This is a genomic window from Lentzea sp. JNUCC 0626 (genome assembly GCF_043632865.1).
Lineage (GTDB): Bacteria > Actinomycetota > Actinomycetes > Mycobacteriales > Pseudonocardiaceae > Lentzea.
The window spans coordinates 5,809,777-5,831,878 of sequence record NZ_CP171635.1; the positions used below are offsets into that span (position 1 = coordinate 5,809,777).

The window sequence follows — 22,102 nt, forward strand, 5'->3', positions numbered from 1 at the left end:
AGGGACTCCCCCATGCACCGAACGACGAAAGTGCTCGTCATCGGCACCGGCTTCTCCGGCCTCGGCATGGCCATCGAGCTGAAGCGCCGCGGTGAGCACGACTTCGTGGTGCTGGAGAAGGCCGCCGACATCGGCGGCACCTGGCGGGACAACTCCTACCCTGGCTGCGCGTGCGACGTGCCGTCGCACATGTACTCGTTCTCGTTCGAGATGAACCCGAAGTGGTCGCGGATGTTCGCGCGGCAGGGCGAGATCCAGGACTACCTGCTGGGCGTCACCGAGAAGTACCGGCTGCGGCCGCACATCCGCTTCAACACCAAGGTGTCCGGGGCGCGGTGGGACGACGAGGCCAAGCTCTGGACCGTGACGACCGAGCAGGGTGACACCTACACCGCCCAGGCGCTGGTCGCGGGCGTCGGCGCGTTGCACATCCCGAACGTCCCCGAACTGCCGGGCATCGAGAACTTCACCGGCAAGACGTTCCACTCGGCGCAGTGGGACCACGACTACGACCTGACCGGCAAGCGCGTCGCCGTGATCGGCACGGGCGCGTCGGCGATCCAGTTCGTGCCGAAGATCGCGGGCCAGGTCGCGTCGATGAAGATCTTCCAGCGCACGCCGCCGTGGATCATGCCCAAGGCCGACCGGTCGATCAACGGCTGGGAGCAGAAGCTGTTCCGCGCCTTGCCGTTCACACAACGGGCGTACCGCAACTTCGTGTACTGGACCCGCGAGTCGTCCGCGCTGGGGTTCGCGGTGAACCCGAAGATCATGCAGTTCGCGCAGGGAATCGCGTTGCGGCACATGAAGAAGCAGGTGCCGGACCCGGAACTGCGCCGCAAGCTCAAGCCCGACTACACGATGGGCTGCAAGCGCGTGCTGATCTCCAACGACTTCTACCCGGCGCTCGGCTACCCGAGCGTGGACCTGGTGACGGACAAGGTCTCCGAGGTGCGCGAGAAGTCCGTCGTGGACAGTGCGGGCGTCGAGCACGAGGTCGACGTCATCATCTACGGCACCGGGTTCCACGTCGTCGACTCGTTCGACTACCTGGACATCCAGGGCAAGGGCGGCGTCGACCTCGCGAAGCAGTGGCGCGAGAAGGGGATCGAGACCTACTTCGGCATCACGGTCTCCGGCTTCCCCAACCTGTTCTTCCTGCTGGGCCCCAACACCGGACTCGGGCACAACTCGGTCGTGTTCATGATCGAGTCCCAGATCCGGTACATCTCCCAGTGCCTCCGGCTCCTCGACCAACACCGCGCAGCGGAGCTGGACGTGCGGGTGGAGGCCCAGCAGGAGTTCAACCGCGAGATCCAGCACAAGCTGTCGAAGGCCGTCTGGACGCAGGGCGGCTGCAAGAGCTGGTACCTCGACGCGCAGGGCGTGAACCGCACCGTGTGGCCGGGCTTCACCTGGCGGTACTGGATGCGGACCAAGCGCGTGCGCGCCGAGGACTACGTGCTGACCTCGGCCAAGAAGGCTACGGCTGCACGATGACCTTGAGGGCGGTCCGCTCGTCCATCGCCTGGTAGCCCAGGGCGACGTCGTCGAGCGAGACCGTCCGGTCGAAGACGGGGCCGGGGTCGATGCGTCCGGCGAGGACGTCCGCGAGCAGCTCGGGCAGGTACGCGCGCACCGGCGCGACGCCACCACCGATGTTGATGTTGCGGCCGAACAGCTTGCCCAGCGGCAGCCCCGGCATCTCGTGCGGCACACCGACGTACCCGATCTTGCCGCCGTCGCGCACGATGCCCATCGCGGTCTCCCACGACTGTTCCGTGCCAACGCATTCGAGCACCGCCGACGCACCGAGCCCGCCGGTCATCTCCTTGATCCGCTCGACGGCTGCCTCACCGCGTTCGGCGACCTGGTCCGTGGCACCGAAGAGGTGAGCGATCTTCGCTCGGTCCTCGTGCCGCCCCATGGCGATGATCCGCTCGGCCCCGAGCCGCTTGGCCGCGAGCACACCGCACAGGCCGACCGCGCCGTCCCCGACGACCGCGACCGTGCTGCCGGGCCCGACCCCCGCGCCCACGGCCGCGTGGTGACCGGTGCCCATGACGTCGCTGAGGCTCAGGAACGCGGGCAGCAGCGCCGCCGGGGCGTCCGAGGGCACCCGCACGAGCGTGCCGTCGGCCTGCGGCACCCGCACCGCCTCGCCCTGCCCGCCGTCACTGCCCTTGCTGCCCCAGAACCCACCGGCGCGACAGGACGTCTGCAACCCGGCCTGGCAGTACGCGCATGTGCCGTCGCTCCACACGAACGGCGCGATGACGCGGTCGCCGACGTTGACGGACTTCACCGCGCTGCCGACCTCCTCGACGATGCCGAGGAACTCGTGCCCGATCCGCTGCCCCTCCTGGCGCTTCGCCACGCCGCGGTACGCCCACAGGTCGCTGCCGCAGATGCACGCGAGCTCGACCCGGACGACGACGTCGGTGGCCTCCTGGACGGCCGCGTCCGGCACCTCCTCGACGCGGATGTCCTTGGTGCCGTAGATCGTCGTAGCCCGCACGCGGAGCCCTCCTCATGTCTCGTTGCCCAACCGTTACATCGTCCTCCTGTCCTGGCGTTTCCGCCGAATCGAGACACTGTGGAATTGCTTACTCATGCTTAGTATCGAGGCGTGATCACTGACCTCGTGCGGGCGCGCGGAATCCGATATGCGACGTCTTCCCGTTTCGCCCCACCGACTCCCGTCACCTGGGACGGCGTTCGCGGTGACGAGCGCGGCCCCGCCTGCCCGCAGCCCCCGTCCGCGCTGCTGGCCGTCGTCGGGAACTCGGTCGAGGGCCTGGAGTTCTCCGAGGACTGCCAGGTGCTCTCGGTCACCGCTCCCGCCGACGCGGCCGGCCTGCCCGTGATGGTCTGGTTCCACGGCGGCGCGTACGTGACGGGCAGCGGCGAGTCGTTCAAGTACGAGACGTCGTTGCTCGCGTCGGAAGGCGTGGTGGTCGTCAGCGTCAGCTACCGCCTGGGCGTCTTCGGCTACCTGCGGGACAACCTCGGCCTGCAGGACCAGTTCGTCGCGCTGCGCTGGGTGCGCGACAACATCGCGTCGTTCGGCGGCGACCCGGCGAACGTCACGATCTTCGGCCAGTCCGCGGGCGGCGACTCGGTCTACGCGTTGATGCTGACCGACACCGAGTCCCTGTTCCACCGCGCGATCATGCAGAGCGCGCCGCTGGGCACCCGCAGCCCCGAACGTCCCGAGATGACCGCGGCCCTGCAGGCCGCCATCACGGTCGACGCCTCCACGTCCGCTGCGGACGTGCTGGAGGCACAGCTGGCGGCCGTCGCCTCGTTGGGTCCGCAGTTCGTCCCGTCCGGCGGCATGCCGTTCGCCCCCGTCGTCGAGGGTGACCTGGGCGCGGCGGCGTCCCGGATCGAACTGCTCATCGGCCACACGGCGGACGACGGCAGCCCGTACGTGCCGAGCCGTGAGCACTGGGAGGCGGTCACCGAGCTGATCTTCGCCGGCGGCGCGCGGTCGTTCGTGGCGGACTGGACGGCCGCGGGCGGTGAGGTGGCGACCTACCTGTTCAAATGGGCACCGGAAAACGCCCCTCTGGGCTCGTGTCACTGCATGGAACTGCCGTTCCTCTTCGACCCGGAGCCCTGGCTGGGGGCGGGCATGCTCGCGGGCGCCAAGCCGGACCCCGAACTCGCGCAGACGATCCGGAGCACGTGGGCGGGTTTCGCCCGCGACGGCCTGGCCGCGCTCCCGTCCCGCACGCTTGAATTCGGCGGGTGACCGACCTCCGGACCACCTTCGGTCAGGACGCGGCCCGCTACCGGCGGGCCCGTCCGACCTACCCTCCCGCGCTGTTCGCCCACCTGGCCGGTCCGCGCATCCTGGAGATCGCTCCGGGCACCGGCCAGGCCACGCTGCCGTTGACCGCCCTGGGGCACGTCACGGCCGTGGAACTGAGTCCGTCGCTGGCCGCCCTGGCGCGCGTGCACGCCCCCGCCGCCGACGTGGTCGTGGCGGACTTCGACCACTGGCCGCTGCCGGACCCGTTCGACCTCGTGGTGTGCGCGACGGCGTTCCACTGGCTCGACCCGGCCACCCGGATGTCCCGCTGTGCCGCGGCGTTGCGTCCGGGAGGGACGCTGGCGGTGATCTCGACCCATCACGTGGCAGGCGGCACCGAGCAGTTCTTCGTGGACGTCCAGCGGTGCTACGAGCGCTGGGATCCCGCCACACCACCGGATCTGCGTCTCTCCCCCGCCGCCGCTATCCCCCGGGAGTTCGACGAGAGCGATCTCTTCGACGCCCCCGAGTTCCACCGGTTCGAGTGGGAGCAGGCCTACGACACCGAGGCGTACGCCGACCTGCTCCTCACCTACTCGAACCACATCGCCCTGCCCGCCCGCGACCAACTGATCGCGGACATCAGGGCGTTGATCGACACCCGGCACGGCGGCCGGGTCGTGAAGCGGTACCTGACCCAGTTGGCCGCCGCTAGGCGCAGGTGATCCGCGGCGTGGCCCAGTCGCCGTGGTCGGAGTTGATGCCGTCACCGGCGTCCGTCAGCACCAGCCGCAGGTTCTCGGCGTCGGTGAGCGCCGCGGTGAGCTTCTTCGCCGCGTCGCTCCCGGTCAGCCGCCCCGAGTCCGCCACCTTCACGTCGTCCGCGAACACCTGGAACACCACCGACCCGCGGCCGGCGGCCACCTCGTCGTCCACGCCGACGTCCACCGCCAGCGAAGAACACTTGCGCCCCAGGTAGAACTCGATCGACGAGGCCGCGTGCGCCCCGAATCCGCGCGCGTGCGCGACGCCGTTGATCGTGATCGCGCGCCCGTCACCGGCGCCCTGTCCGCCCACCGACCGGTCGATCTCGACGGGGCCCCAGCCGTTGCTCGACGACGACGCCCCGAACGCCGACAGGTCCGAGACGCCGGCGGGCGGGGTCGGGCGCGGGCCGTTCGACGAGACGCGGTAGATCACCGTGGCGTGCGAGGGGACCGAGGCCGAGATCGTGCCCGTGGTGGTGCGGATGGTCTTGGTCCAGAGGTCCTTCAGCGTGGCCGGGCCGGACATGCCGATCTCCGCCAGGGAGGTGGAGATCGTCTGGGTGGAGTCCGACTTGTTGAACAGCGCCACCGCCCTGTCGCCGCCGGCGAGGGGCTTCACGATCACGTCGACGCCGGACTTGCCGGTGGTGCGGATGCGTTTGCCCTGCACGCCGAGCTTGTCCTGGTCGACGGCGATCACGTCGCGGTTCTCCAGGATCGTGAACGTGTCCGCGGAGACCTTGCGCAGGTCGGAGCCGATGAGCAGGGGCGCGGCCATGATCGCCCACAACGAGAAGTGGCTGCGGTACTGGACGGCGCTCATCTTGCCGTTGCCGACCTCGAGCATGTCGGGGTCGTTCCAGCGGCCGGGTCCGGCATAGGAGTCCAGCACCACGTTCTTCTCGTAGATGTCCATGGTGCGTGGCCAGGTGTCATTGATGTCGCCCGTGGTGCGCCAGAGGTGTCCCGTGTCGGAGGCCCACTCCCACGGCTTGTTCTGACCCCATTCGCAGAGTGAGAACACGATCGGACGGCCGGTCTTCTTCAGTGCGTCACGCATCTTGCGGTAGCGCTGTTTGGCGTCCACGCCCTGGTTGTTGCAGTTGTCGTACTTGAGGTAGTCGACGCCCCACGACGCGAACTGCTGCGCGTCGGACTCCTCGTGGCCGAGGCCGCCCGGGAAACCGTTGTCCTTGTTGCAGGTCTTGGTTCCGGCGCTGGTGTAGATGCCGAACTTGAGGCCCTTGGAGTGGACGTAGTCGGCGACGGCCTTGATGCCGTTGGGGAAGCGGGTGCGGTGGGGAACGAGCTTGCCCGCGGCGTCCCGGGTCTTCTCGGCCCAGCAGTCGTCGATGTTCACGTACTCGTAGCCCGCGTCCTTCAGGCCCTTGCTGACGAAGATGTCCGCGATGCCCTTGACCATCGCCTCGTTGAACTCGGCTCTGCAGGCCGTGGTGTTCCAGTTGTTGAAGCCCATGGGCGGGGTGAGGGCGAGGCCGTCGGGCAACGCCGTAGCGGCGGGCACAGCGCCGAAGCTGACCAATGTGGATAGAACCACCAGTGCGACCGTGCGCATGAAGAACCTCTTCCGGTGAGTGGTTCGCAGTCCGCACGCGACGAGTTCGGCTGGTTCGCAGTGATCTTCAGGTTTCCGACAGGAAGCGGAAGACATCCGATGGCCCGGTCGCTTTCCCGGTTGGGACACCCGCACCAACCGGCGGCACCGCGACCTCGACGACCCCGGAAAACCCTTTCTGCCGAAGACCATCACCCACTCCTCGCCCGCGCATGACGACTGCTCACGTTCGGCCGCGCGGCGAGGCAGCCTGGCCTGGACAAGTCGAAAGGTAGGAGTTCTGGGGTATATCGCGCAAGACCCAACCAACAACAACACAAAGCAACAACCGGGTGCTGCTCACCCTGCAAGATGGGCAAGACGCCTAGGATGTCCCGCCAAAGGGGCGGGGAGGACACGCACGAGCCGTGCCCTGGTACGAGGAGGTGGCATGGCCGTGTCGACAACGGCGTTCAACGAGGGAAGGACCCCGCAGCGGGGTCGTCCTCGGGACGCCAGCAGGGACGACGCTTTACGTCAGGCAGCGCTGGAGGTGATGGCCGAGGTCGGGTACCGGGCGCTCACGATGGACGCCGTGGCCGCCAGAGCCAGGGCGGGCAAGGCGACGATCTACCGGCGGTGGGAGTCGAAGCTCGATCTCGTGATCGACACGTGCACCCAGCTCGCCACGCAGAACCTCGCGGCACCGGACACCGGGTCACTGGCCGGCGATCTCCGCGAGTTCCTCTCGTCGTTCGCCGCGTTCCTCTCGGGACCGATCGGCAAGGCGGCTCAGGCGCTCGTGGGCGAACTCCCGCACGAGCCGGAGCTGGCGGCGGCGTTCCGGGAGACGTTCCTGATCTCGCAACGCGACGTGCTGCGCGGAATTCTCGACCGGGCCGCCGAACGGGGTGAGCTCAAGGCGGACGCGCCGCGCGGCATGGCCGTCGAGATCGCGGGCGCCGCGTTGATCTACCGGCTGATGCTGACCGGGGACCCGCTCGACGAGCCGTTCGTGGAGAAGGTCGTCGAGCAGGTGCTCCTGCCGTTGGTGCGGGTCGTCTAGCGGAAGAGCTTGCGCACCAGCGCGAAGCCGACCACCGCGCCGACCGCGATCAGCGTGTACTTGACCTTGGGCTGGTTCAGCACGTCGAGCACGGACGACTTGCCCTGCTCGACGAGCTTCTGCGGGTTGGCGCGCTCGCTGAGCTCGTCCAGGGTGGCGGCCAACGCGGCGCGAGCCTGCTCGATCTCGCGCTGGATGGTGTCGGGATCGCGAGCCACATGTCCTCCTAGCAGCGGTTCTGCCCGCAACCGTAGTGGACGGTCAGGACGGTGGCTTCGCGCGACCCGCGAGAGCGAGTCCACGGAGGGCCTATAGGCTTCTCCGCGAGGGGTCGTAGCCCAATTGGCAGAGGCACTGGGTTTAGGTCCCAGCCAGTGGGGGTTCGAGTCCCCCCGACCTCATTGATCTGCGGTTTTCAATGGTTCGCCGCGGGGGCTGGCCCGCGGCGAACCGCCCTCAGGTTAGCGGTCGGGGTACCGGGTGTATCACCAGCGAACTGCTCCGCGAGGCGTTCGCGGCCGTAGAGCCGCACGGACTCCAGTTGCTCGAACCGGCCCGCTCCGGTGAACGTCAGCAGCGACTTCGCGACCAGCGCCGACAGCAGCACCAGCACCCGATCCGACGGCAGGTCGCACGCCTGCACCGCGCCGTCGAGGCCGAACCCGCCGGGTGTCTGCGAGATGCACCTCAGGACGTGCTGCTCGTCGGCGCTCAGGCGGTCGTAGCTCCAGCCGATCGCGGCGCGCAGGCTCTGGTGGCGGACGGCGGCGGTGCGGTTGCCGCGGTTCAGCAACTCCAGCCGGTCGTCCAGACGCGCCAGGAGTTCCTGCACCGGCAGGACGGTCACGAGCCGCGCCGCGAGTTCGATCGCGAGCGGCAGGCGGTCCAGCCGGGTGCACAGGGCGGCGATCACGTTCCGGTCGCCGAGCCGCAGCCCCACCTGGTTCGCGCGGGCCCGGTCGGTGAACAGGTCGACGGCGTCCGTGCTCGACAACGGCTGCACGGCGAACAGGACCTCGCCCGGCACCCGCAGCGGTTCGCGGCTCGTCGCGATCACCGTGAGGCCGGGGCAGCCGAGCAGCAGCGGTTCCAGCAGGGCCGCGCACTCCCGCGCGACGTGCTCGCAGTTGTCCAGCACCAGCACGGTGCTGCGGGTCGCCAGGGCGCGCACGAGCGTGCTCAGCACCGGTTCGGCGGTCTGCTCGCCCAACGCCTCCGCGCACGCCCGCGCGACGTCCTCGGCCTCGTCGAGCTCGACCCACGTCGCACCGTCCCCGGCGAACTCCCTGAGCAGCCGGCTCTTGCCGACCCCCGCCGGGCCGACGAGCGTCAGCACGCGCGTGTTGATCCTGTCGAGACGGACCAGTTCCGCGTCGCGGCCGATGAAACTGTCCAGTGCCGTAACGGGTTCGTGGACGCGCTGCCGGTAGGCACGTTGCCGGCAGGCGTTCGAGCAGTACCTCGCGTGTCTGCGCCGGGAGGTGGCGGTCGCGGTGCCGCAGATCGCACACGTCCCCACCAGGTCAGCCATCGAACCCGATCGTAGTCAAACGATCAGCCGCCCGGAAAGGCCTTTCCCCCGGGTTGTGGACCAACGGCCCTCGACCGCGTATACATCGGATGTGTCGCCGCCGCGACCGACGTCTGGAAGGACTGGGCATGCGGTTGTCCACCGCGCGGCGGCACGTGGCGGGAGCACTCGTCGCCGCGCTCGCCATGAGTGCGTTAACTCCAATTGCAGCAGCAGAAAACTCAACTTGGACGAAAGCTGTCGTCACGCTGTCGAACGGCATCCCGAGCCTGTCGGTGACCCGAGGCGGGGTGACGGTGCTGGAACCGAGCCCGCTGGGCGTGGTGACGGAAAGAGCGGATCTTTCGTCAGGCCTGCGGTTCACCGGACGGACCGAACGGCGCGTGGTCGAGCACTACACGGCGTCGTCGGGCAAGCAGCGGCAGCGTTCGGTGGTCCACCGGGAGGAGCGCTACTCGTTCGCGGGAGCGGCCCGGATGGATCTCGTCGTGCGGACCGCGGCGGACGGCGTGGCGTACCGGTACGAGCTTCCGGCCGGGCTGGGCGACGTGCTGCGCGAGACGTCGGCGTTCCACGTGCCGCCGTCCGCGACCGGCTGGATCGCGAAGTACCGGCGTGACTACGAAAACCCGTTCGTGCAGACGAACGCGGCGGCGGCCGAGACGGCCGAGTACCTCCATCCCGCACTGTTCGAGACGAACGGTGTCTACGCGCTGCTCACCGAGTCCTCAGTGGACGGACGTCATTCCGGCGCTCGTCTCGCACACACGGCAGGCTCGGGCGTCTACTCGATCAAGTACTGGGACGAGCGGGTGGCGGTGGAAGGCGCCTGGCAGTCGCCGTGGCGCACCGTCGTCGTGGGACCGCTTGCGGACGTGTCGACGTCGACCCTGGTGGACGACCTGGCACCGCGCTCGAAGGTGCGCGACACGTCGTGGATCAGGCCGGGCAAGGTGTTCTGGAGCTGGCTCGCGGGCGGGCGCGAGGCCGGGCAGAGCCTGGCGATGCAGAAGCAGTACGTGGACTACGCGGCAGCACACGGATGGCCTTACGCACTGGTCGACGCGGGTTGGTACTTCGACCCGAACTGGGACTACGACCCCACGTGGGAGCAGACGTCGTGGATCCCGTCGCTGATCTCGTACGCCTCCGCGCGCGGCGTGAAGATCCACCTCTGGGTGCACTACGACGAACTCGACACCCCTGAGGAGAGCGCGGCACGGCTGGCGCTGTTCGAACGCTGGGGCGTGGCGGGCGTGAAGATCGACTTCATGGACTCCGACGGCCAGGACCGCTACCGCTGGTACGACCGGATCCTCGCCGAGACCGCCGCGCACCACCTGCTGGTGAACTTCCACGGCTCGACGATCCCGCACGGCATCCACCGCACCTGGCCGCACGTGATGACGATGGAAGCCGTCCACGGCGGCGAGAAGTCCTCAGGTCTCACCGGCGCACACCTGACGGCGTTGCCGTTCACGCGCGGCGTGGTCGGCGGAATGGACTACACACCGCTGGCCTGGCACCGCCCGTCCCGCACCACCTCCGACGCACACGAACTGGCGCTGACGGTGATCTACGAGTCGGGCCTGGCCAACCTGGCCGGACGCCCGGAGGACTACGCGACGCGACCGCTGGCCTCTCGTTTCGTCGACCAGGTGCCCACCGCCTGGGACGAAACCCGCCTGCTGGCCGGACGCCCCGCCGACTCGTCGGTGTTCGCCCGCCGTTCCGGCGACCGGTGGTTCATCGGCGGCGGCTACTCGGGCCCCGCCCGAACCGTGTCAGTCCCTCTCTCCCTGCCCGCCGGCCGCTGGCTGGTGGAGATCACCCGAGACGGCCCCGCCGGCCTCGTCTCAGAGTCACGAACCATGCGCTCTGGCGACGCACTAACGCTGGACGTGGTGGCCAACGGCGGTTTCGCAGCCATCGCGTGCCGCGTGGGCTCGCGCACCTGCGCACGCCCGATACCCACCGTGCCTTCGACTTCGGTGTCAGCCTCCGCACGAGGCTTCGTGGTGAGCGGCCTGTTCACAACCGCGGCAGACGCACGGAACGTCACGCTCGCACCGCGCGTACCCGCCGGCTGGTCACTACAGGGATCTCCCGCAACCGCACGGGTCGTGCGCCCAGGCCAAGCCCTGTCCGGCACCTGGACCGTCGTGCCGCCCGCCTCCTACGGCTACTTCGACATTCCGGTGGTCGCGTCCTTCAACGGCGGCGTCGAATCCGAACAGACAGCCCGCGTGCACGTGGTGCGCCCCTTGCCAGACGGCTGGTCGTACCTCTCGGACCGCGCCTGGACATCAGCCACCGGCGGCGACGGCCCGGTAGAAAAAGACCTGTCCAACGGCGGCCCAGCCGCCGGTGACGGCCGAGGCATCGCCCTACGCCGAGCCACCTACAGCAAGGGCCTGGGCACACACGCGTCGTCCGAAATCACCTACACCCTGAACGGCCAATGCAGCACCTTCGCCGCTTCCGTAGGCGTGGACGACGAAGCGGGCCTGGACGTGGCCCGCCAACGCACCGGCGGCACGGTGACGTTCGAGGTATCGGGCGACGACAAGGTGCTGACCACCACGAACACGCTAGGCGTGCGCTCCCCGGCCACCGACCTGACCGCAGACCTGACCGGCGTGAGGACTCTCACCCTACGAGTTCGAGACGGCAACGACGGCACGCAGAACGACCACGCTTCCTGGGCAGACGCAAGGATTCACTGCACCTGACCCCACACCCTGAGAGTGGGGTGGGGTTTTCCCCACCCCACCTTTGCGGTTTACCCCAATGTCCTCCACCCCCGCACTCCGTAACTTGGAACCCATGAACCTCGTCGACTGGGTCACCGACCTGATGCACACGGCCGGTGCACCCGGAGCGGCCTTGGCGATCGCGCTGGAAAACCTCTTCCCGCCGCTGCCAAGCGAGGTCTTCCTCCCCCTGGCCGGCTTCACCGCCGCCCAAGGCAAGATGTCCCTGCTCGACGCCATCCTCTGGACCACCTTCGGCTCAGTGGCAGGCGCCATCCTCCTGTACTGGATAGGCGCACTACTGGGCCGAGACCGAGTACGAGCCATAGCAGCCAAAATGCCCTTGGTCAGAGTGTCCGATGTGGACAAGACCGAGGCCTGGTTCCTCCGCAACGGCTACAAAGCGGTCTTCTTCGGCCGCATGATCCCAGTCTTCCGCAGCCTGATCTCAATCCCAGCAGGCGTAGAACGCATGCGCTTAGCCCCGTTCCTCGCCTACACAGCAGCAGGCAGCCTCCTCTGGAACACGGCCCTGATCCTGGCGGGCTACCTACTAGGCGACAACTGGCACCTGGTAGAGCAATACGTAGGCCTAGCTTCCAAGGTCGTCCTAGCCCTGGCCGCCGTAGCAGCAATCATCTTCATCACCACCCGCCTGACCAAGCGCCGCGCCAACTCCAACACCTAACCCAACGCTCACCAAACCGCACCGAGCTCACCGCGCCCCAGCTCCACCCCAGACGCGCACTCCTGGCAACAGCCCCGGCGGGCTGCGTGGAACGCACCATGCCGGGCGAGGTGACAGAGCGCGAGGCAACCAAGAGCCAGGCACACAAGGCGGCCTGTGTAGCCGAGCGACAGGCAGCCGAGCGACAGGCAGCCGAGCACCAGGCAGCAGAGCGCCAGGCAGTCGAGCGACAGGCAGCCGAGCACCAAGCCGCCGAGCACCAAGCCGCCGAGCACCAGGCAGCAGAGCGCCAAGCAGGCAAGAGCTGGCTAGCCGAGAGCCGACTAGCCAAGAGCTAAGCAACCAATGGCTTGAGGAGAACGAAGCCGCAGGCCAGACCGACCGAGCGCAAGCATCGCGATGGCGCAGCCGAGCCACCCAAGACCCAACGGCAACGCCGAAGGCGAGGCGTCCCTCTTCTTAGGCTCACCACACCGCCCGCCACACGCAATGGCGAAGCCGAGGCGTCCTTGAGTTTCTTGGCTCAACGCGCACCCGAGCTACGCAATGCCGAAGGCGAGCCGACACTCTTCTTGGCTCTGGGTAAGCGGTTTCGGTGACGTGCCAACGAAACCCAGCCACGCTGCAACGGGATTGGGGCTTGACTTTGGGTACGAGGTGCTACCACCAGTGGCTCGGCCGGGCGCTTTTCAGCCCGGCCTTTCCGGCCGACCAGTGCCTCGCAAGGGCCCCGAAATCAAGCCCCAATCCCTATCGACGCGCCAGCGGCGATGAAACGACCCGTCCCGTCTCAAGTCTTTGCACCCAACGCAACCACCACCCCAGGCGACCGAACCACAGCCCCCAGAAGCCAAGAAACTAGCCAGCCCTCACCAAGCCCAAGTACCCGACCAACTCCCGAACAGCCGCCCGCCCAGCCCGATTAGCCCCAACAGTGCTGGCAGAAGGCCCATACCCCACCAAATGAATCCGAGGATCCGACACAACCCGAGTGCCATCCACCTGAATCCCACCCCCAGCCCCCCGCAAATGCAACGGCGCAAGATGCTCAAGATCATGCCGAAACCCGGTAGCCCACAAAATCACGTCGGCATCGAACCGCTCCCCAGACCCCCACAAAACCCCAGCAGGAGTGACAGAAGAAAACATGGGCCACCGCTCCAAAACCCCAGCCTCACGAGCAGCCCGCGTCTCATCATTCAACGCCAGCCCGGTAACACTGACCACACTCCGAGGAATCAGCCCGGCCCGCACCCGCTCCTCCACCATCCCGACAACCCACCGCCCGTAATCCTCACTGAACGGCCCCTCCCGCCAAACCGGCTCAGTACGCGTAACCCACCGAGTAGCAGCAGCAACCGGAGCGATCTCCATCAACAGCTGGGTAGCCGAAGCCCCACCCCCGACAACAACCACCCGCTGACCAACGAAGTCGGCCGGCCCGGAGTAGTCGGCAGTGTGAAGCTGACGACCGGCAAACGTCTCCTGCCCGGGGTAGTAGGGCCAAAACGGCCGCCGCCAAGTACCCGTCGCGTTGATCAACCCGCGAGCAGCCCACACCCCACCAGACGTCTCCACCTTCAACAACGCCCCGTCGTCAACGACAGAAGTGACGTTGACCGGCCGAACCACAGGCAGGTCAAAGAGCTGCTCGTACCGCGCGAAGTAAGAAGGAATCGCCTCGTTGGCCCGCGACTCGGGCGAAGGCTGCTCGAACGGCATCCCGGGCAGCTCATGGATCCCGTGCACAGTCCGCATCCGCAAGCTCGGCCACCGATGCAGCCAGGCACCACCCGCACCGGAGTTGGCGTCCAGCACCACGTGGTCGACACCGCGTCGCTGCAAGAAGTAGGAGGCGGACAGGCCCGCCTGTCCCGCGCCGATCACCACCACGTCCGTCACATCCACGTCAACCGAAGGAGGGCCTCACTCCTTCTCCCCCTGTGAGCGACAAAACATCAGGCAAAAGGTCAGGACCACCGCTAGCTTCCGGGGGCGTGCACCTACTTCTGACGATGGCGTTGCTCGCGGCCCCTGTTCCCACCACCACGGCGTCCTATGCGGTCTACGACCGGATCACCCACACGTTGACCGGACGAGACGTGCACAAGCAGGTCAGATCTGCCTCGCTCGTGAAGATCCTCATCGCGATCGAGCAGTTGGAGACGCGGGGGGACGACCCGCGCATCGAACCCATGTTGCGGGTCAGCGACGACAACTCGGCCAGTGAGCTGTGGGTCGAGAACGGCTGGGAGCAGCTGGTCGTGCGGGTGGCCGAGAGGTTGGACCTCAAGGACACGCGGCCGCCGGAGAACCGCGGCATGTGGGGTTACACGGCCGTGAGCGCCTACGACATGGTGAAGGTCTACCGGTACCTGTTGGAGGACGCGAAGCCCAAGGTGCGACACACGATCATGGGGCACCTGCAGCGGGCCGAGAAGTGCGCGTCGGACGGGTTCGACCAGTCGTTCGGGTTGCCGTCGGCGACGTGGCACCCGGCGTTCAAACAGGGCTGGTCGGGATTTGGTGACCCGACGAAGCCGTGCGTGGACAGGCCGAGGCCGCGGCTTCAGTGGGACCTCGACACCAAGTCGCCTGCGCTGCACACGTCGGGGACGTGCCTGTTCAGCATCGTCGTGGTGCTGACGCTGCACCCCGAGGGCACGACGTACGAGAAGGCTTCGAAACGAGTTACCCGGCTCACGGAAGAAGTCACGAAGTATCGGTGTTGATCGATGTATGAGCCGTCTGAGTGAGATCCCGCTGTCCGTTCTCGACCTCGCGCCCATCGCGTCGGGATCGGACGCCACGACCGCCCTGCGGAACTCGCGGGAACTCGCTCAGCAGGCAGAACGCCTCGGCTACCAGCGCATCTGGTTCGCCGAGCACCACAACATGCCGGGCATCGCGTCGTCCGCGCCGGCCGTGCTGATCGGGCACATCGCGGACTCCACCGAGACGATCCGCGTCGGGTCGGGCGGCGTGATGCTGCCCAACCACCCGCCACTGGTGGTCGCGGAGCAGTTCGGACTGCTGGAGGCGTTGCACCCCGGTCGCATCGACCTCGGCATCGGGCGCGCGCCCGGTACCGACCAGAAGACGGCGCGGGCGTTGCGGCGCACCGAGGCCGGGCTGTCGGCGGAGAACTTTCCGCAGGAGCTCACCGAGCTGATCAAGTACTTCGAGGGCACGGCCGAGCTCAACGCCGTGCCCGCCGCGGGCAACAAGCCGCCGATCTGGCTGCTGGGCTCGTCGGGGTACAGCGCGCAGGCCGCCGGGCTGCTCGGTCTGCCGTTCGCGTTCGCCCACCACTTCAGCGCCCAGAACACGTTGCCCGCGCTGGCGTTGTACCGGCGGCACTTCCGGCCGTCCGAGGTGCTCGACGAGCCGTACGCGATGGTGTGCGCCTCCGTGGTCGTCGCCGACACCGACGAGCAGGCTCGCTACATCGCCGGTCCGGGAGCGCTCTCATTCGTGAAGTTGCGGCAGGGCAGGCCCGAGCCGCTGGCGACTCCGCAGGAGGCCGCGGACTACCCGTACACCGAGATCGACCAGCTCGTGATCGAGGACCGGATGGCCAACCAGATCATCGGATCCCCCTCAACGGTCCGCTCCGGACTGGACGAGTTGCTGGAGTCGACGGCGGCCGACGAGCTCATGGTGACGACGATCGTGCACGGGCACGATGACCGTCTGCGTTCGTTCGAACTCCTCAGCGAGATCGCCGAACGGACGCCTTCGCTGGGCCGTTCAGCCGCACATACGTGAGTCGGTCAGGCGTGAGCTTCACGTTTCGTACGACTGACGCTGCTCTGAACGGGTGATAAACGGCTCCGCTTGTAGCGCGCGGCACACAGTGGGCGATGATCGGTGTGAGCGCGCACGCCCCCCGACGCGCTCCCTAGCTTCACCCAGTGGTCTCGACCACTAGGACGGCGTGGGGCCGGCGCACTCTGTGGCGCCGCCCACGCCGCCCATCACACTTCGGCCACGGCCCGGCACCAGGTCCGCTTCAGAGGCCACTTTCGTTCGCACTACTCCCTTCGGCACCGTCACAGTTGACGTGAGTCGCTCACACCCACCGCCGGGGTGGGAAAGGGGAGTTCGTGAAGTTCGCCAAAACGGCCGCGGGCCTGTGCCTGCTGGTGGCCGTGGCGGGATGTGCGGGCCCCAGTGTCGCCGTCACCCCCGACGAGAACCTGACCGTGGAGCAGCGAGCCGAGACGCCCAACGCGTCCACGTCCGCCGCCTTCGGCACACAACGCGTGTGGACCTCGGGCCTCTCCGTCGTCGTGTCCGCTCCGCGCTCCCTCTCACCGTCCGAGACGGCCATCCCACCGGCCAAGCGCACCGCGGTCTTCACGATCACCGTCTACAACGGCTCCAAGACGCCCTACCGGCCCTCCCAGCTCGCCGTGAAGGCGACGGCGGACGACCAGCAGGCCGCAGAGCTCCTCGACTCCGTGCAGGGCCTCAACGGCCTCGCCTCGGCCATCGCCGAACTCCCGCCAGGCCGCGACACGCAACTCCAGCTGGCGTTCGCCGTGCCGGAGACACCGGTGCGGATGAAACTGACGATCCAGCCGGGTGGCCAGGACCAGAACGCGCCGACCGTCTTCGAGGGCCAGGCATAGTCTCTGGGGCATGACCAGTCGTCTCGAACCTGGTGACACCGCGCCCGCGTTCACGCTGCCCGACAGCGAGGGCAAGCCGGTGTCCCTGTCCGACTACCTCGGCAAGTCCGTGGTCGTGTACTTCTACCCGGCCGCGAGCACCCCGGGCTGCACCAAGCAGGCCTGCGACTTCCGCGACAACCTAGGCGTGCTCGCCGAGTCCGGCTACGAGGTCGTCGGCATCTCCCCCGACAAGCAGGCGAAGCTGGCGAAGTTCCGCGACGAGGAGGGCCTGACCTTCCCGCTGCTCGGCGACCCGGACAAGACGGTCCTCACCGAGTGGGGCGCGTTCGGCGAGAAGCAGAACTACGGCCGCACCGTCCAGGGCGTCATCCGCTCCACGTTCCTCGTCGGCCCCGACGGCAAGATCGTCAAGGCCATGTACAACGTCCGCGCCACCGGCCACGTGGCCAAGCTCCTGCGCGAACTCCCCGCCTGATTTCCGCCTGATTTCCTCCGCAGAGGTGCTGCCGCCGTCGTTTTGGTTGCGACGGCGGCATCTTTCTGAGGTATGGTCGAGGCGAGGGCGTGCAACAAAGCCGCCTCTGTTCCGGTGAGGGTGATACACCGTGTGTCGTTTGACGGCACCTAGCGGCCCCGACATCCCGTCTGATTTCGTCTTGCGAGTCCACTTCCCCACGCGCGGCGGCTGACCAGGCCTAACGGCCTCAACGTCAACCGTTCTCTTCAACACGCATGCCAAGCGCTGCGTGCATTTCGTGCTGGGAAAATTCAATGCTCAAGTGGATCCTGCTAGCCCTCGCGGTCGCAGCAGAGGTTTTCGCGACCCTCTGCCTCAAATACTCCGACGGCTTCACCAAACCCTGGCCGGTGGCCGGCCTCGCAACGGGCTTCCTCACCGCCCTCTACCTCGAATCGCTAGTGATCAGAATGGGCGTCCCGGTGGCCATCACCTACGCGATCTGGGCAGGCGCGGGCATCGCCCTGGTGGCCATCACCAGCCGAGTCCTCTTCGCCGACCCCCTCAACCTCGCCATGCTGGCGGGCATGGCCCTGATCGCCGCAGGCGTCTGCGTCGTGTCGGTGGCCTCGCACGCCCAGGCAGCCGTCTAATCTCGTTTGGGTGGGCTTAGAAATCCAGGCCGTCTCCCGTCTCGGCCAGTCAGTAGCGATGCGCGCCGCCACCGAGTGGCTGGCCGTCCACACCGACGAGCGCACAGCGTCCCTGACCGAACTGGCGGCAGCCGAACTATCCAAGCCCACCCAACGAGCCAAGCTGGACACCCTGATCCAACACATAGGCCACCAGGTGACCGAGCAGTTGGAATCGGCCCTGGAACGCTTCTCCGACAACGAAATCGCCTCCGCCCTGACCGCAGTGACGGAGGCGATCTCGTCCATCGACCTGTCCGACGCCGCCCTGCTCGCAGACGATGCCGACCCCGAGGCCCTGGCCCAACGCATCCGCCGCTCACTGCCACGCACGGACCTGGGCCGCTGCTACGAACTGGCACTCGACCAGTCCTGCCGGTACCTGGTCGAGATCATCAGAAGCCTCCCGGCCTTCCAGCCGAGAGCACTGGCCGAGGTTCTGTCCCGAGCGAGCGTGCAGGCCGCGCAGTTGGACGACGTCCTGGGCCGCCTCCCCCGAACCTCGCTCTACGCACCGCAGGGCACCGACAACGACGCCGAGTTCCGCGACGAGTACCTGCGCTACATCGGCGCGACCCTCGACCGCCTGGAACTCCTGGGCCTGTCCATGAAGGACCGCCCGCGCCTCGCGCTGAGCGTCGCCTACATCAGCCTCACGGTGACAGGTCAGCAGAAGCGGCACGACACCTGGTTCAACGAGCCCGACCATCGAGCGCACTCGGGAGTCCGCGTCGAGTCAGCCCTGGTCGACCGAACTTTCGTGCGCGGCGGAGCCGGTTCCGGCAAGACCACCCTGCTGGACTGGCTCGCCGTCACGGCCGCCCGCGGCGGTTTCACCGGCAGCCTCCAGGACTGGAACGGGTTGGTGCCGTTCCCGATCCGCCTGCGCGAGCACGCCGACGCGCCACTCCCGACCAAGCCGGAGAAGTTCGTCACCGGATGGCTCGCCGGCATCATGCCGCCGGGGTGGGTGCATCGAGTTCTTCGGGCAGGCAAAGGACTTCTGCTCGTGGACGGCGTCGACGAGGTGCCGCCGCACAAACGTCAGAAGGTCCGCGAGTGGCTGCGCGAACTCGCACAGGCCTTCCCCTCGGCACGAGTCGTCGTCACGGCTCGCCCGGCCGCCACGGACGAGAAGTGGTTGGCGGAGCTGGACTTCTGCTCCGTCGAGCTGGAACAGATGAGCCCCGGCGACGTGAAGATGTTCCTCCAACGCTGGCACGAAGCCGCCAACGCCCCAGAAGAAGCGCAACGACGTCTCGTCACCCAACTGGAAAGCCGTGAGCACCTACAGGGCCTGGCTTCGTCCCCTCTGTTGTGCGCGATGTTGTGCGCGCTGAACCTAGGCAGGGTCTCGGAACTGCCGCAGAACCGCATGGAGCTGTACGCGGCAGCCCTCACCATGTTGCTGGACCTGCGCGACGCCGAACGGGGAATCGCCCGCATTCTGACCGCCTCCGACAAGACCGTGCTCCTGCGCGACCTGGCCTGGCGGCTGACACTGGGCGGACTGTCCCAACTCCCGACCAGCAAGATGCGCGAACACGTGACGCGCAAGATCCGGTCAATGCCCAACGTCGACCACGCGCCAGAAGAGGTCGTCGCGCACCTGCTCGAACGCAGCGGCGTCATCCGCGAACCCGTCCCCGGCCGGGTCGACTTCGTGCACCGGACCTTCCAGGAGTACCTCGCCGGCGAGGAAGCGATGCAGGACGACCAGGTCGACACCCTGATCTCGCACGCCATCTGGACTCCTGGACCCAGACGATCGTGCTCGCCTGCGGCCACGGCCAACGCACCCAGGTCACCGAACTGCTGAACGGAGTGCTCGCCAGAGCCGACCGAGAACCGCGCAAGGCCCGAAGGCTTCGCCTCCTCGCCGCAGCGTGCCTGGAGACCGTCACCGACGTGGACGGCGACGTGTGCGACCGGATCGACGCGATCATCCGCGACCGGATCGTCCCCCCTCGCAGCAAGCGGGAGACCAAGTCGCTGTGCGCGATCGGTAATCGCCTGCTCCGGTATCTGCCCGCATCGCTCAACGGACTCTCCGAAGCCGTGGCGACCGCGACCGTGCACAGCGCCGCACTGGTCGGCTCGCCGGAGGCGATGACCAAGCTCGCCGCATACGCAAACGATTCGCGCAACGCCGTGCAGGAAGCACTGCTGACTGCCTGGCCCAGCTTTGATCTGGAACGCTACGCGGAAGAGGTGCTCGCGGACGCACCACTCAACGAGGGCATCACCAATGTCGAGTCGGTCCGGTTCTTCCCCCACCTATTCCGGCTCCGGCATCTGAAGGGTGTGGACGTCTGGCTGCCGCCGAATGAGCCTCAGTTTCACTTGCGCGACTTGGCGGAACTACCGTCACCGCGCTACCTGTACTCGTGGGTGAGCGGGGACATCGATCTGAGTCCGCTTGCTCCCACGAAGCCGCATTTACTCCAGTTGATGGGCGCCAAGCGCTACTCGAACCTGGAAAGCATCCCAGAGGTGAAGTTCTCGCTCGGCCTATACCAGCAAGAGCCCTGGCGAAGTCTCGACTTCCTGCGCGGCAGGCGGGTGCGAAGCCTCCACCTCAGCGGCCTGGCACCTGACTGCGATCCGCGGGCGCTCACCGAGGTGATCGGCCTACGCGCCATGTACTGCGAGAACTGGTATGACGCGGAGGTCTTTTCACTGGTGCCGACACTGACCAGGCTCACACTGAAAGGGGCCGCGCCGATCGACCTCCGCCCGTTGCGAGACCGATCGCTCACGCTGGCGTTGCGCAGGCGTTGTACTTACGTCGGGGTCGATGAACTCGGCCCCGACGTGAAGGTCGAATGGCGCGGCTAGGCCAGCTTTCGAAGGTGCGGCACGAGGAGCTTGAGGGCGCGGCCACGGTGGGACTCCGCGTCCTTCTCCTCCGCCGTCATCTCGGCTGAGGTGATCTCGTACCCGGACGGCACGAAGATCGGGTCGTAGCCGAACCCATTGGTGCCACGACGAGCGCGCAGCAACGTCCCCCGCCACTCACCCCGAACCACAACCTCGTCGCCGCCAGGCACCACAAGAGCGACCACGGACACGAAGGCGGCACCGCGGCGCTCGTCCGGCACGTCGCCGAGCTGGCCCAGCAGCAGGTCCAGGTTCGCGTCGTCGTCGCCGTGACGCCCGGACCAACGAGCCGACAACACACCAGGCATGCCGTTCAACTCGTCCACGGCAAGACCGGAGTCGTCCGCCACCGACACCAGTCCGGTGGCGGCAGCGGCGTCGCGGGCCTTGGCCAGGGCGTTGCCCTCGAAGTCCGGCGCGGTCTCGGGTGCCTCGGGGAACTCCGGCACGTCCGAAAGGGACAGCACCTCGATCCCAGCGAGATCTTCGGCCACCACGATGCGCTGGAGTTCGCGGAGCTTCTTCGCGTTGCGGGAAGCCAGCAGGAGCTTCATCGCTTGCCGCCGGACTTCGGCTCGGGCAGCACGCCGGGGTAGGGCAGAGCGAGAGCCTCGGCCTGGATGCGGTTCAGTTCCGCGCAGCCCTGCAGGGCGATGTCGAGCATGCGGTCCAAAGTGGAACGGGCGAAGGTCGCGCCCTCGCCGGTGCCCTGGACCTCGATCAGCGTGCCCGCGTCGGTGGCGACGACGTTCATGTCGACCTCGGCGCGCGAGTCCTCCTCGTACGGCAGGTCCAGCCGGACTCGGCCGTCGACGACGCCGACGGACACGGCGGACACCGCGCACGACAGCGGTGCGGGGTCGGCCAGGCGGCCGGCAGCGCCCAAATACGTCACCGCGTCGGCCAGGGCGACATAAGCGCCGGTGATGGCGGCCGTGCGGGTGCCGCCGTCGGCCTGGATCACGTCGCAGTCGATGACGATCGTGTTCTCGCCCAGCGCCCTGAGGTCGATGCAGGCCCTCAAAGAACGGCCGATGAGGCGCGAGATCTCGTGCGTGCGGCCGCCGATGCGGCCCTTCACGGACTCGCGGTCGCTGCGGCTGTGCGTGGCTGAGGGGAGCATCGCGTACTCGGCGGTCACCCAGCCGAGGCCGGAGCCCTGCCGCCAGCGGGGCACGCCTTCGGTGACACTCGCGGCGCACAGCACGCGGGTGTTCCCGAACTCGATCAGGACCGAGCCCGCGGGCCAGGTCTGATATCCACGCGTGATCCGGATGTCACGCAACACGTCGTCGTATCGGCCGTCGCTTCGCACCACG

Annotated in this window: 20 protein-coding genes and 1 tRNA gene; 14 read left to right on the forward strand and 7 right to left on the reverse strand. The window is 67.7% G+C overall.

From position 1 onward, the window contains the following. The first annotated feature begins 12 nt into the window (after window positions 1-12). The gene (locus tag JNUCC0626_RS26065) at window positions 13-1,500 is read left to right on the forward strand and encodes a flavin-containing monooxygenase (RefSeq protein ID WP_394613399.1); all 1,488 of its coding nucleotides are present in this window, start codon (window positions 13-15) and stop codon (window positions 1,498-1,500) included. On the opposite strand, the gene JNUCC0626_RS26070 is transcribed toward JNUCC0626_RS26065, so the two are convergent. Next, complete coding sequence (locus tag JNUCC0626_RS26070) at window positions 1,484-2,518, reverse strand: zinc-dependent alcohol dehydrogenase family protein (RefSeq protein ID WP_394613400.1); 1,035 nt, start codon at window positions 2,516-2,518, stop codon at window positions 1,484-1,486. The two genes, JNUCC0626_RS26065 and JNUCC0626_RS26070, sit on opposite strands and share 17 nt — an antisense overlap. 111 nt (window positions 2,519-2,629) lie before the next feature. On the opposite strand from JNUCC0626_RS26070, the gene JNUCC0626_RS26075 reads away from it, so the two are divergent. Together JNUCC0626_RS26075 and JNUCC0626_RS26080 are read left to right on the forward strand one after the other, a co-directional pair. Continuing rightward, the gene (locus JNUCC0626_RS26075; protein ID WP_394613401.1) at window positions 2,630-3,757 is read left to right on the forward strand and encodes a carboxylesterase family protein; all 1,128 of its coding nucleotides are present in this window, start codon (window positions 2,630-2,632) and stop codon (window positions 3,755-3,757) included. Then, a complete protein-coding gene (locus JNUCC0626_RS26080; protein ID WP_394613402.1) occupies window positions 3,754-4,482 on the forward strand; it encodes a class I SAM-dependent methyltransferase in 729 nt (242 codons plus the stop codon). The genes JNUCC0626_RS26075 and JNUCC0626_RS26080 overlap by 4 nt, the downstream gene beginning before the upstream one ends. Here the strand turns inward: JNUCC0626_RS26080 and JNUCC0626_RS26085 are convergent. Continuing rightward, window positions 4,469-6,100: an NPCBM/NEW2 domain-containing protein gene (locus tag JNUCC0626_RS26085; protein WP_394613403.1), complete on the reverse strand. Its 1,632-nt coding sequence runs from the start codon at window positions 6,098-6,100 to the stop codon at window positions 4,469-4,471. The genes JNUCC0626_RS26080 and JNUCC0626_RS26085 overlap by 14 nt on opposite strands. A 430-nt stretch (window positions 6,101-6,530) precedes the next feature. Between JNUCC0626_RS26085 and JNUCC0626_RS26090 the strand changes: the two genes are divergently transcribed. Next, on the forward strand, window positions 6,531-7,145 hold the full coding sequence (locus JNUCC0626_RS26090) for a TetR/AcrR family transcriptional regulator (protein ID WP_394613404.1): 615 nt from the start codon (window positions 6,531-6,533) through the stop codon (window positions 7,143-7,145). On the opposite strand, the gene JNUCC0626_RS26095 is transcribed toward JNUCC0626_RS26090, so the two are convergent. After that, entirely contained in the window at window positions 7,142-7,363 is a 222-nt protein-coding gene (locus tag JNUCC0626_RS26095; RefSeq protein WP_394613405.1) for a DUF3618 domain-containing protein, read from the reverse strand. The genes JNUCC0626_RS26090 and JNUCC0626_RS26095 overlap by 4 nt on opposite strands. A gap of 109 nt (window positions 7,364-7,472) precedes the next feature. On the opposite strand from JNUCC0626_RS26095, the gene JNUCC0626_RS26100 reads away from it, so the two are divergent. After that, window positions 7,473-7,546 (forward strand) — tRNA-Leu (locus tag JNUCC0626_RS26100). A gap of 14 nt (window positions 7,547-7,560) precedes the next feature. On the opposite strand, the gene JNUCC0626_RS26105 is transcribed toward JNUCC0626_RS26100, so the two are convergent. Then, complete coding sequence (locus JNUCC0626_RS26105) at window positions 7,561-8,676, reverse strand: ATP-binding protein (RefSeq protein WP_394613406.1); 1,116 nt, start codon at window positions 8,674-8,676, stop codon at window positions 7,561-7,563. A 185-nt stretch (window positions 8,677-8,861) separates the two neighbouring features. On the opposite strand from JNUCC0626_RS26105, the gene JNUCC0626_RS26110 reads away from it, so the two are divergent. Beyond that, the gene (locus JNUCC0626_RS26110) at window positions 8,862-11,408 is read left to right on the forward strand and encodes a glycoside hydrolase family 97 catalytic domain-containing protein (protein ID WP_394613407.1); all 2,547 of its coding nucleotides are present in this window, start codon (window positions 8,862-8,864) and stop codon (window positions 11,406-11,408) included. A 94-nt stretch (window positions 11,409-11,502) separates the two neighbouring features. After that, window positions 11,503-12,117 (forward strand): DedA family protein, encoded by a 615-nt coding sequence (locus JNUCC0626_RS26115; protein WP_394613408.1) that lies wholly within the window; start codon window positions 11,503-11,505, stop codon window positions 12,115-12,117. Between the two features lie 858 nt (window positions 12,118-12,975). Here the strand turns inward: JNUCC0626_RS26115 and JNUCC0626_RS26120 are convergent. After that, complete coding sequence (locus tag JNUCC0626_RS26120) at window positions 12,976-14,025, reverse strand: FAD-dependent oxidoreductase (protein ID WP_394613409.1); 1,050 nt, start codon at window positions 14,023-14,025, stop codon at window positions 12,976-12,978. Window positions 14,026-14,114: 89 nt separating this feature from the next. Here JNUCC0626_RS26120 and JNUCC0626_RS26125 point away from each other — a divergent pair, with 89 nt between their 5' ends. The 7 genes from JNUCC0626_RS26125 to JNUCC0626_RS26155 all read left to right on the forward strand — a co-directional run bounded on the left by JNUCC0626_RS26125 (window position 14,115) and on the right by JNUCC0626_RS26155 (window position 20,741). After that, on the forward strand, window positions 14,115-14,849 hold the full coding sequence (locus JNUCC0626_RS26125) for a hypothetical protein (RefSeq protein ID WP_394613410.1): 735 nt from the start codon (window positions 14,115-14,117) through the stop codon (window positions 14,847-14,849). A gap of 7 nt (window positions 14,850-14,856) precedes the next feature. Next, complete coding sequence (locus JNUCC0626_RS26130; protein ID WP_394613411.1) at window positions 14,857-15,885, forward strand: LLM class flavin-dependent oxidoreductase; 1,029 nt, start codon at window positions 14,857-14,859, stop codon at window positions 15,883-15,885. A 338-nt stretch (window positions 15,886-16,223) separates the two neighbouring features. After that, window positions 16,224-16,751: a hypothetical protein gene (locus JNUCC0626_RS26135; protein ID WP_394613412.1), complete on the forward strand. Its 528-nt coding sequence runs from the start codon at window positions 16,224-16,226 to the stop codon at window positions 16,749-16,751. Between the two features lie 10 nt (window positions 16,752-16,761). Further along, window positions 16,762-17,229 (forward strand): thioredoxin-dependent thiol peroxidase, encoded by a 468-nt coding sequence (gene bcp / locus JNUCC0626_RS26140; protein ID WP_394613413.1) that lies wholly within the window; start codon window positions 16,762-16,764, stop codon window positions 17,227-17,229. A gap of 296 nt (window positions 17,230-17,525) precedes the next feature. Continuing rightward, a complete protein-coding gene (locus tag JNUCC0626_RS26145; protein WP_394613414.1) occupies window positions 17,526-17,864 on the forward strand; it encodes a DMT family transporter in 339 nt (112 codons plus the stop codon). Between the two features lie 10 nt (window positions 17,865-17,874). After that, entirely contained in the window at window positions 17,875-19,722 is a 1,848-nt protein-coding gene (locus JNUCC0626_RS26150) for an NACHT domain-containing protein (protein WP_394613415.1), read from the forward strand. Between the two features lie 89 nt (window positions 19,723-19,811). Continuing rightward, window positions 19,812-20,741, forward strand: a complete 930-nt coding sequence (locus JNUCC0626_RS26155) for a hypothetical protein (protein ID WP_394613416.1) — start codon at window positions 19,812-19,814, stop codon at window positions 20,739-20,741. On the opposite strand, the gene rdgB is transcribed toward JNUCC0626_RS26155, so the two are convergent. Beyond that, on the reverse strand, window positions 20,738-21,337 hold the full coding sequence (gene rdgB, locus JNUCC0626_RS26160; protein WP_394613417.1) for an RdgB/HAM1 family non-canonical purine NTP pyrophosphatase: 600 nt from the start codon (window positions 21,335-21,337) through the stop codon (window positions 20,738-20,740). The two genes, JNUCC0626_RS26155 and rdgB, sit on opposite strands and share 4 nt — an antisense overlap. After that, window positions 21,334-22,101 (reverse strand): ribonuclease PH, encoded by a 768-nt coding sequence (gene rph / locus JNUCC0626_RS26165; protein ID WP_394613418.1) that lies wholly within the window; start codon window positions 22,099-22,101, stop codon window positions 21,334-21,336. Before rph ends, rdgB begins: the two co-directional genes overlap by 4 nt. Window position 22,102 lies beyond the last annotated feature (1 nt).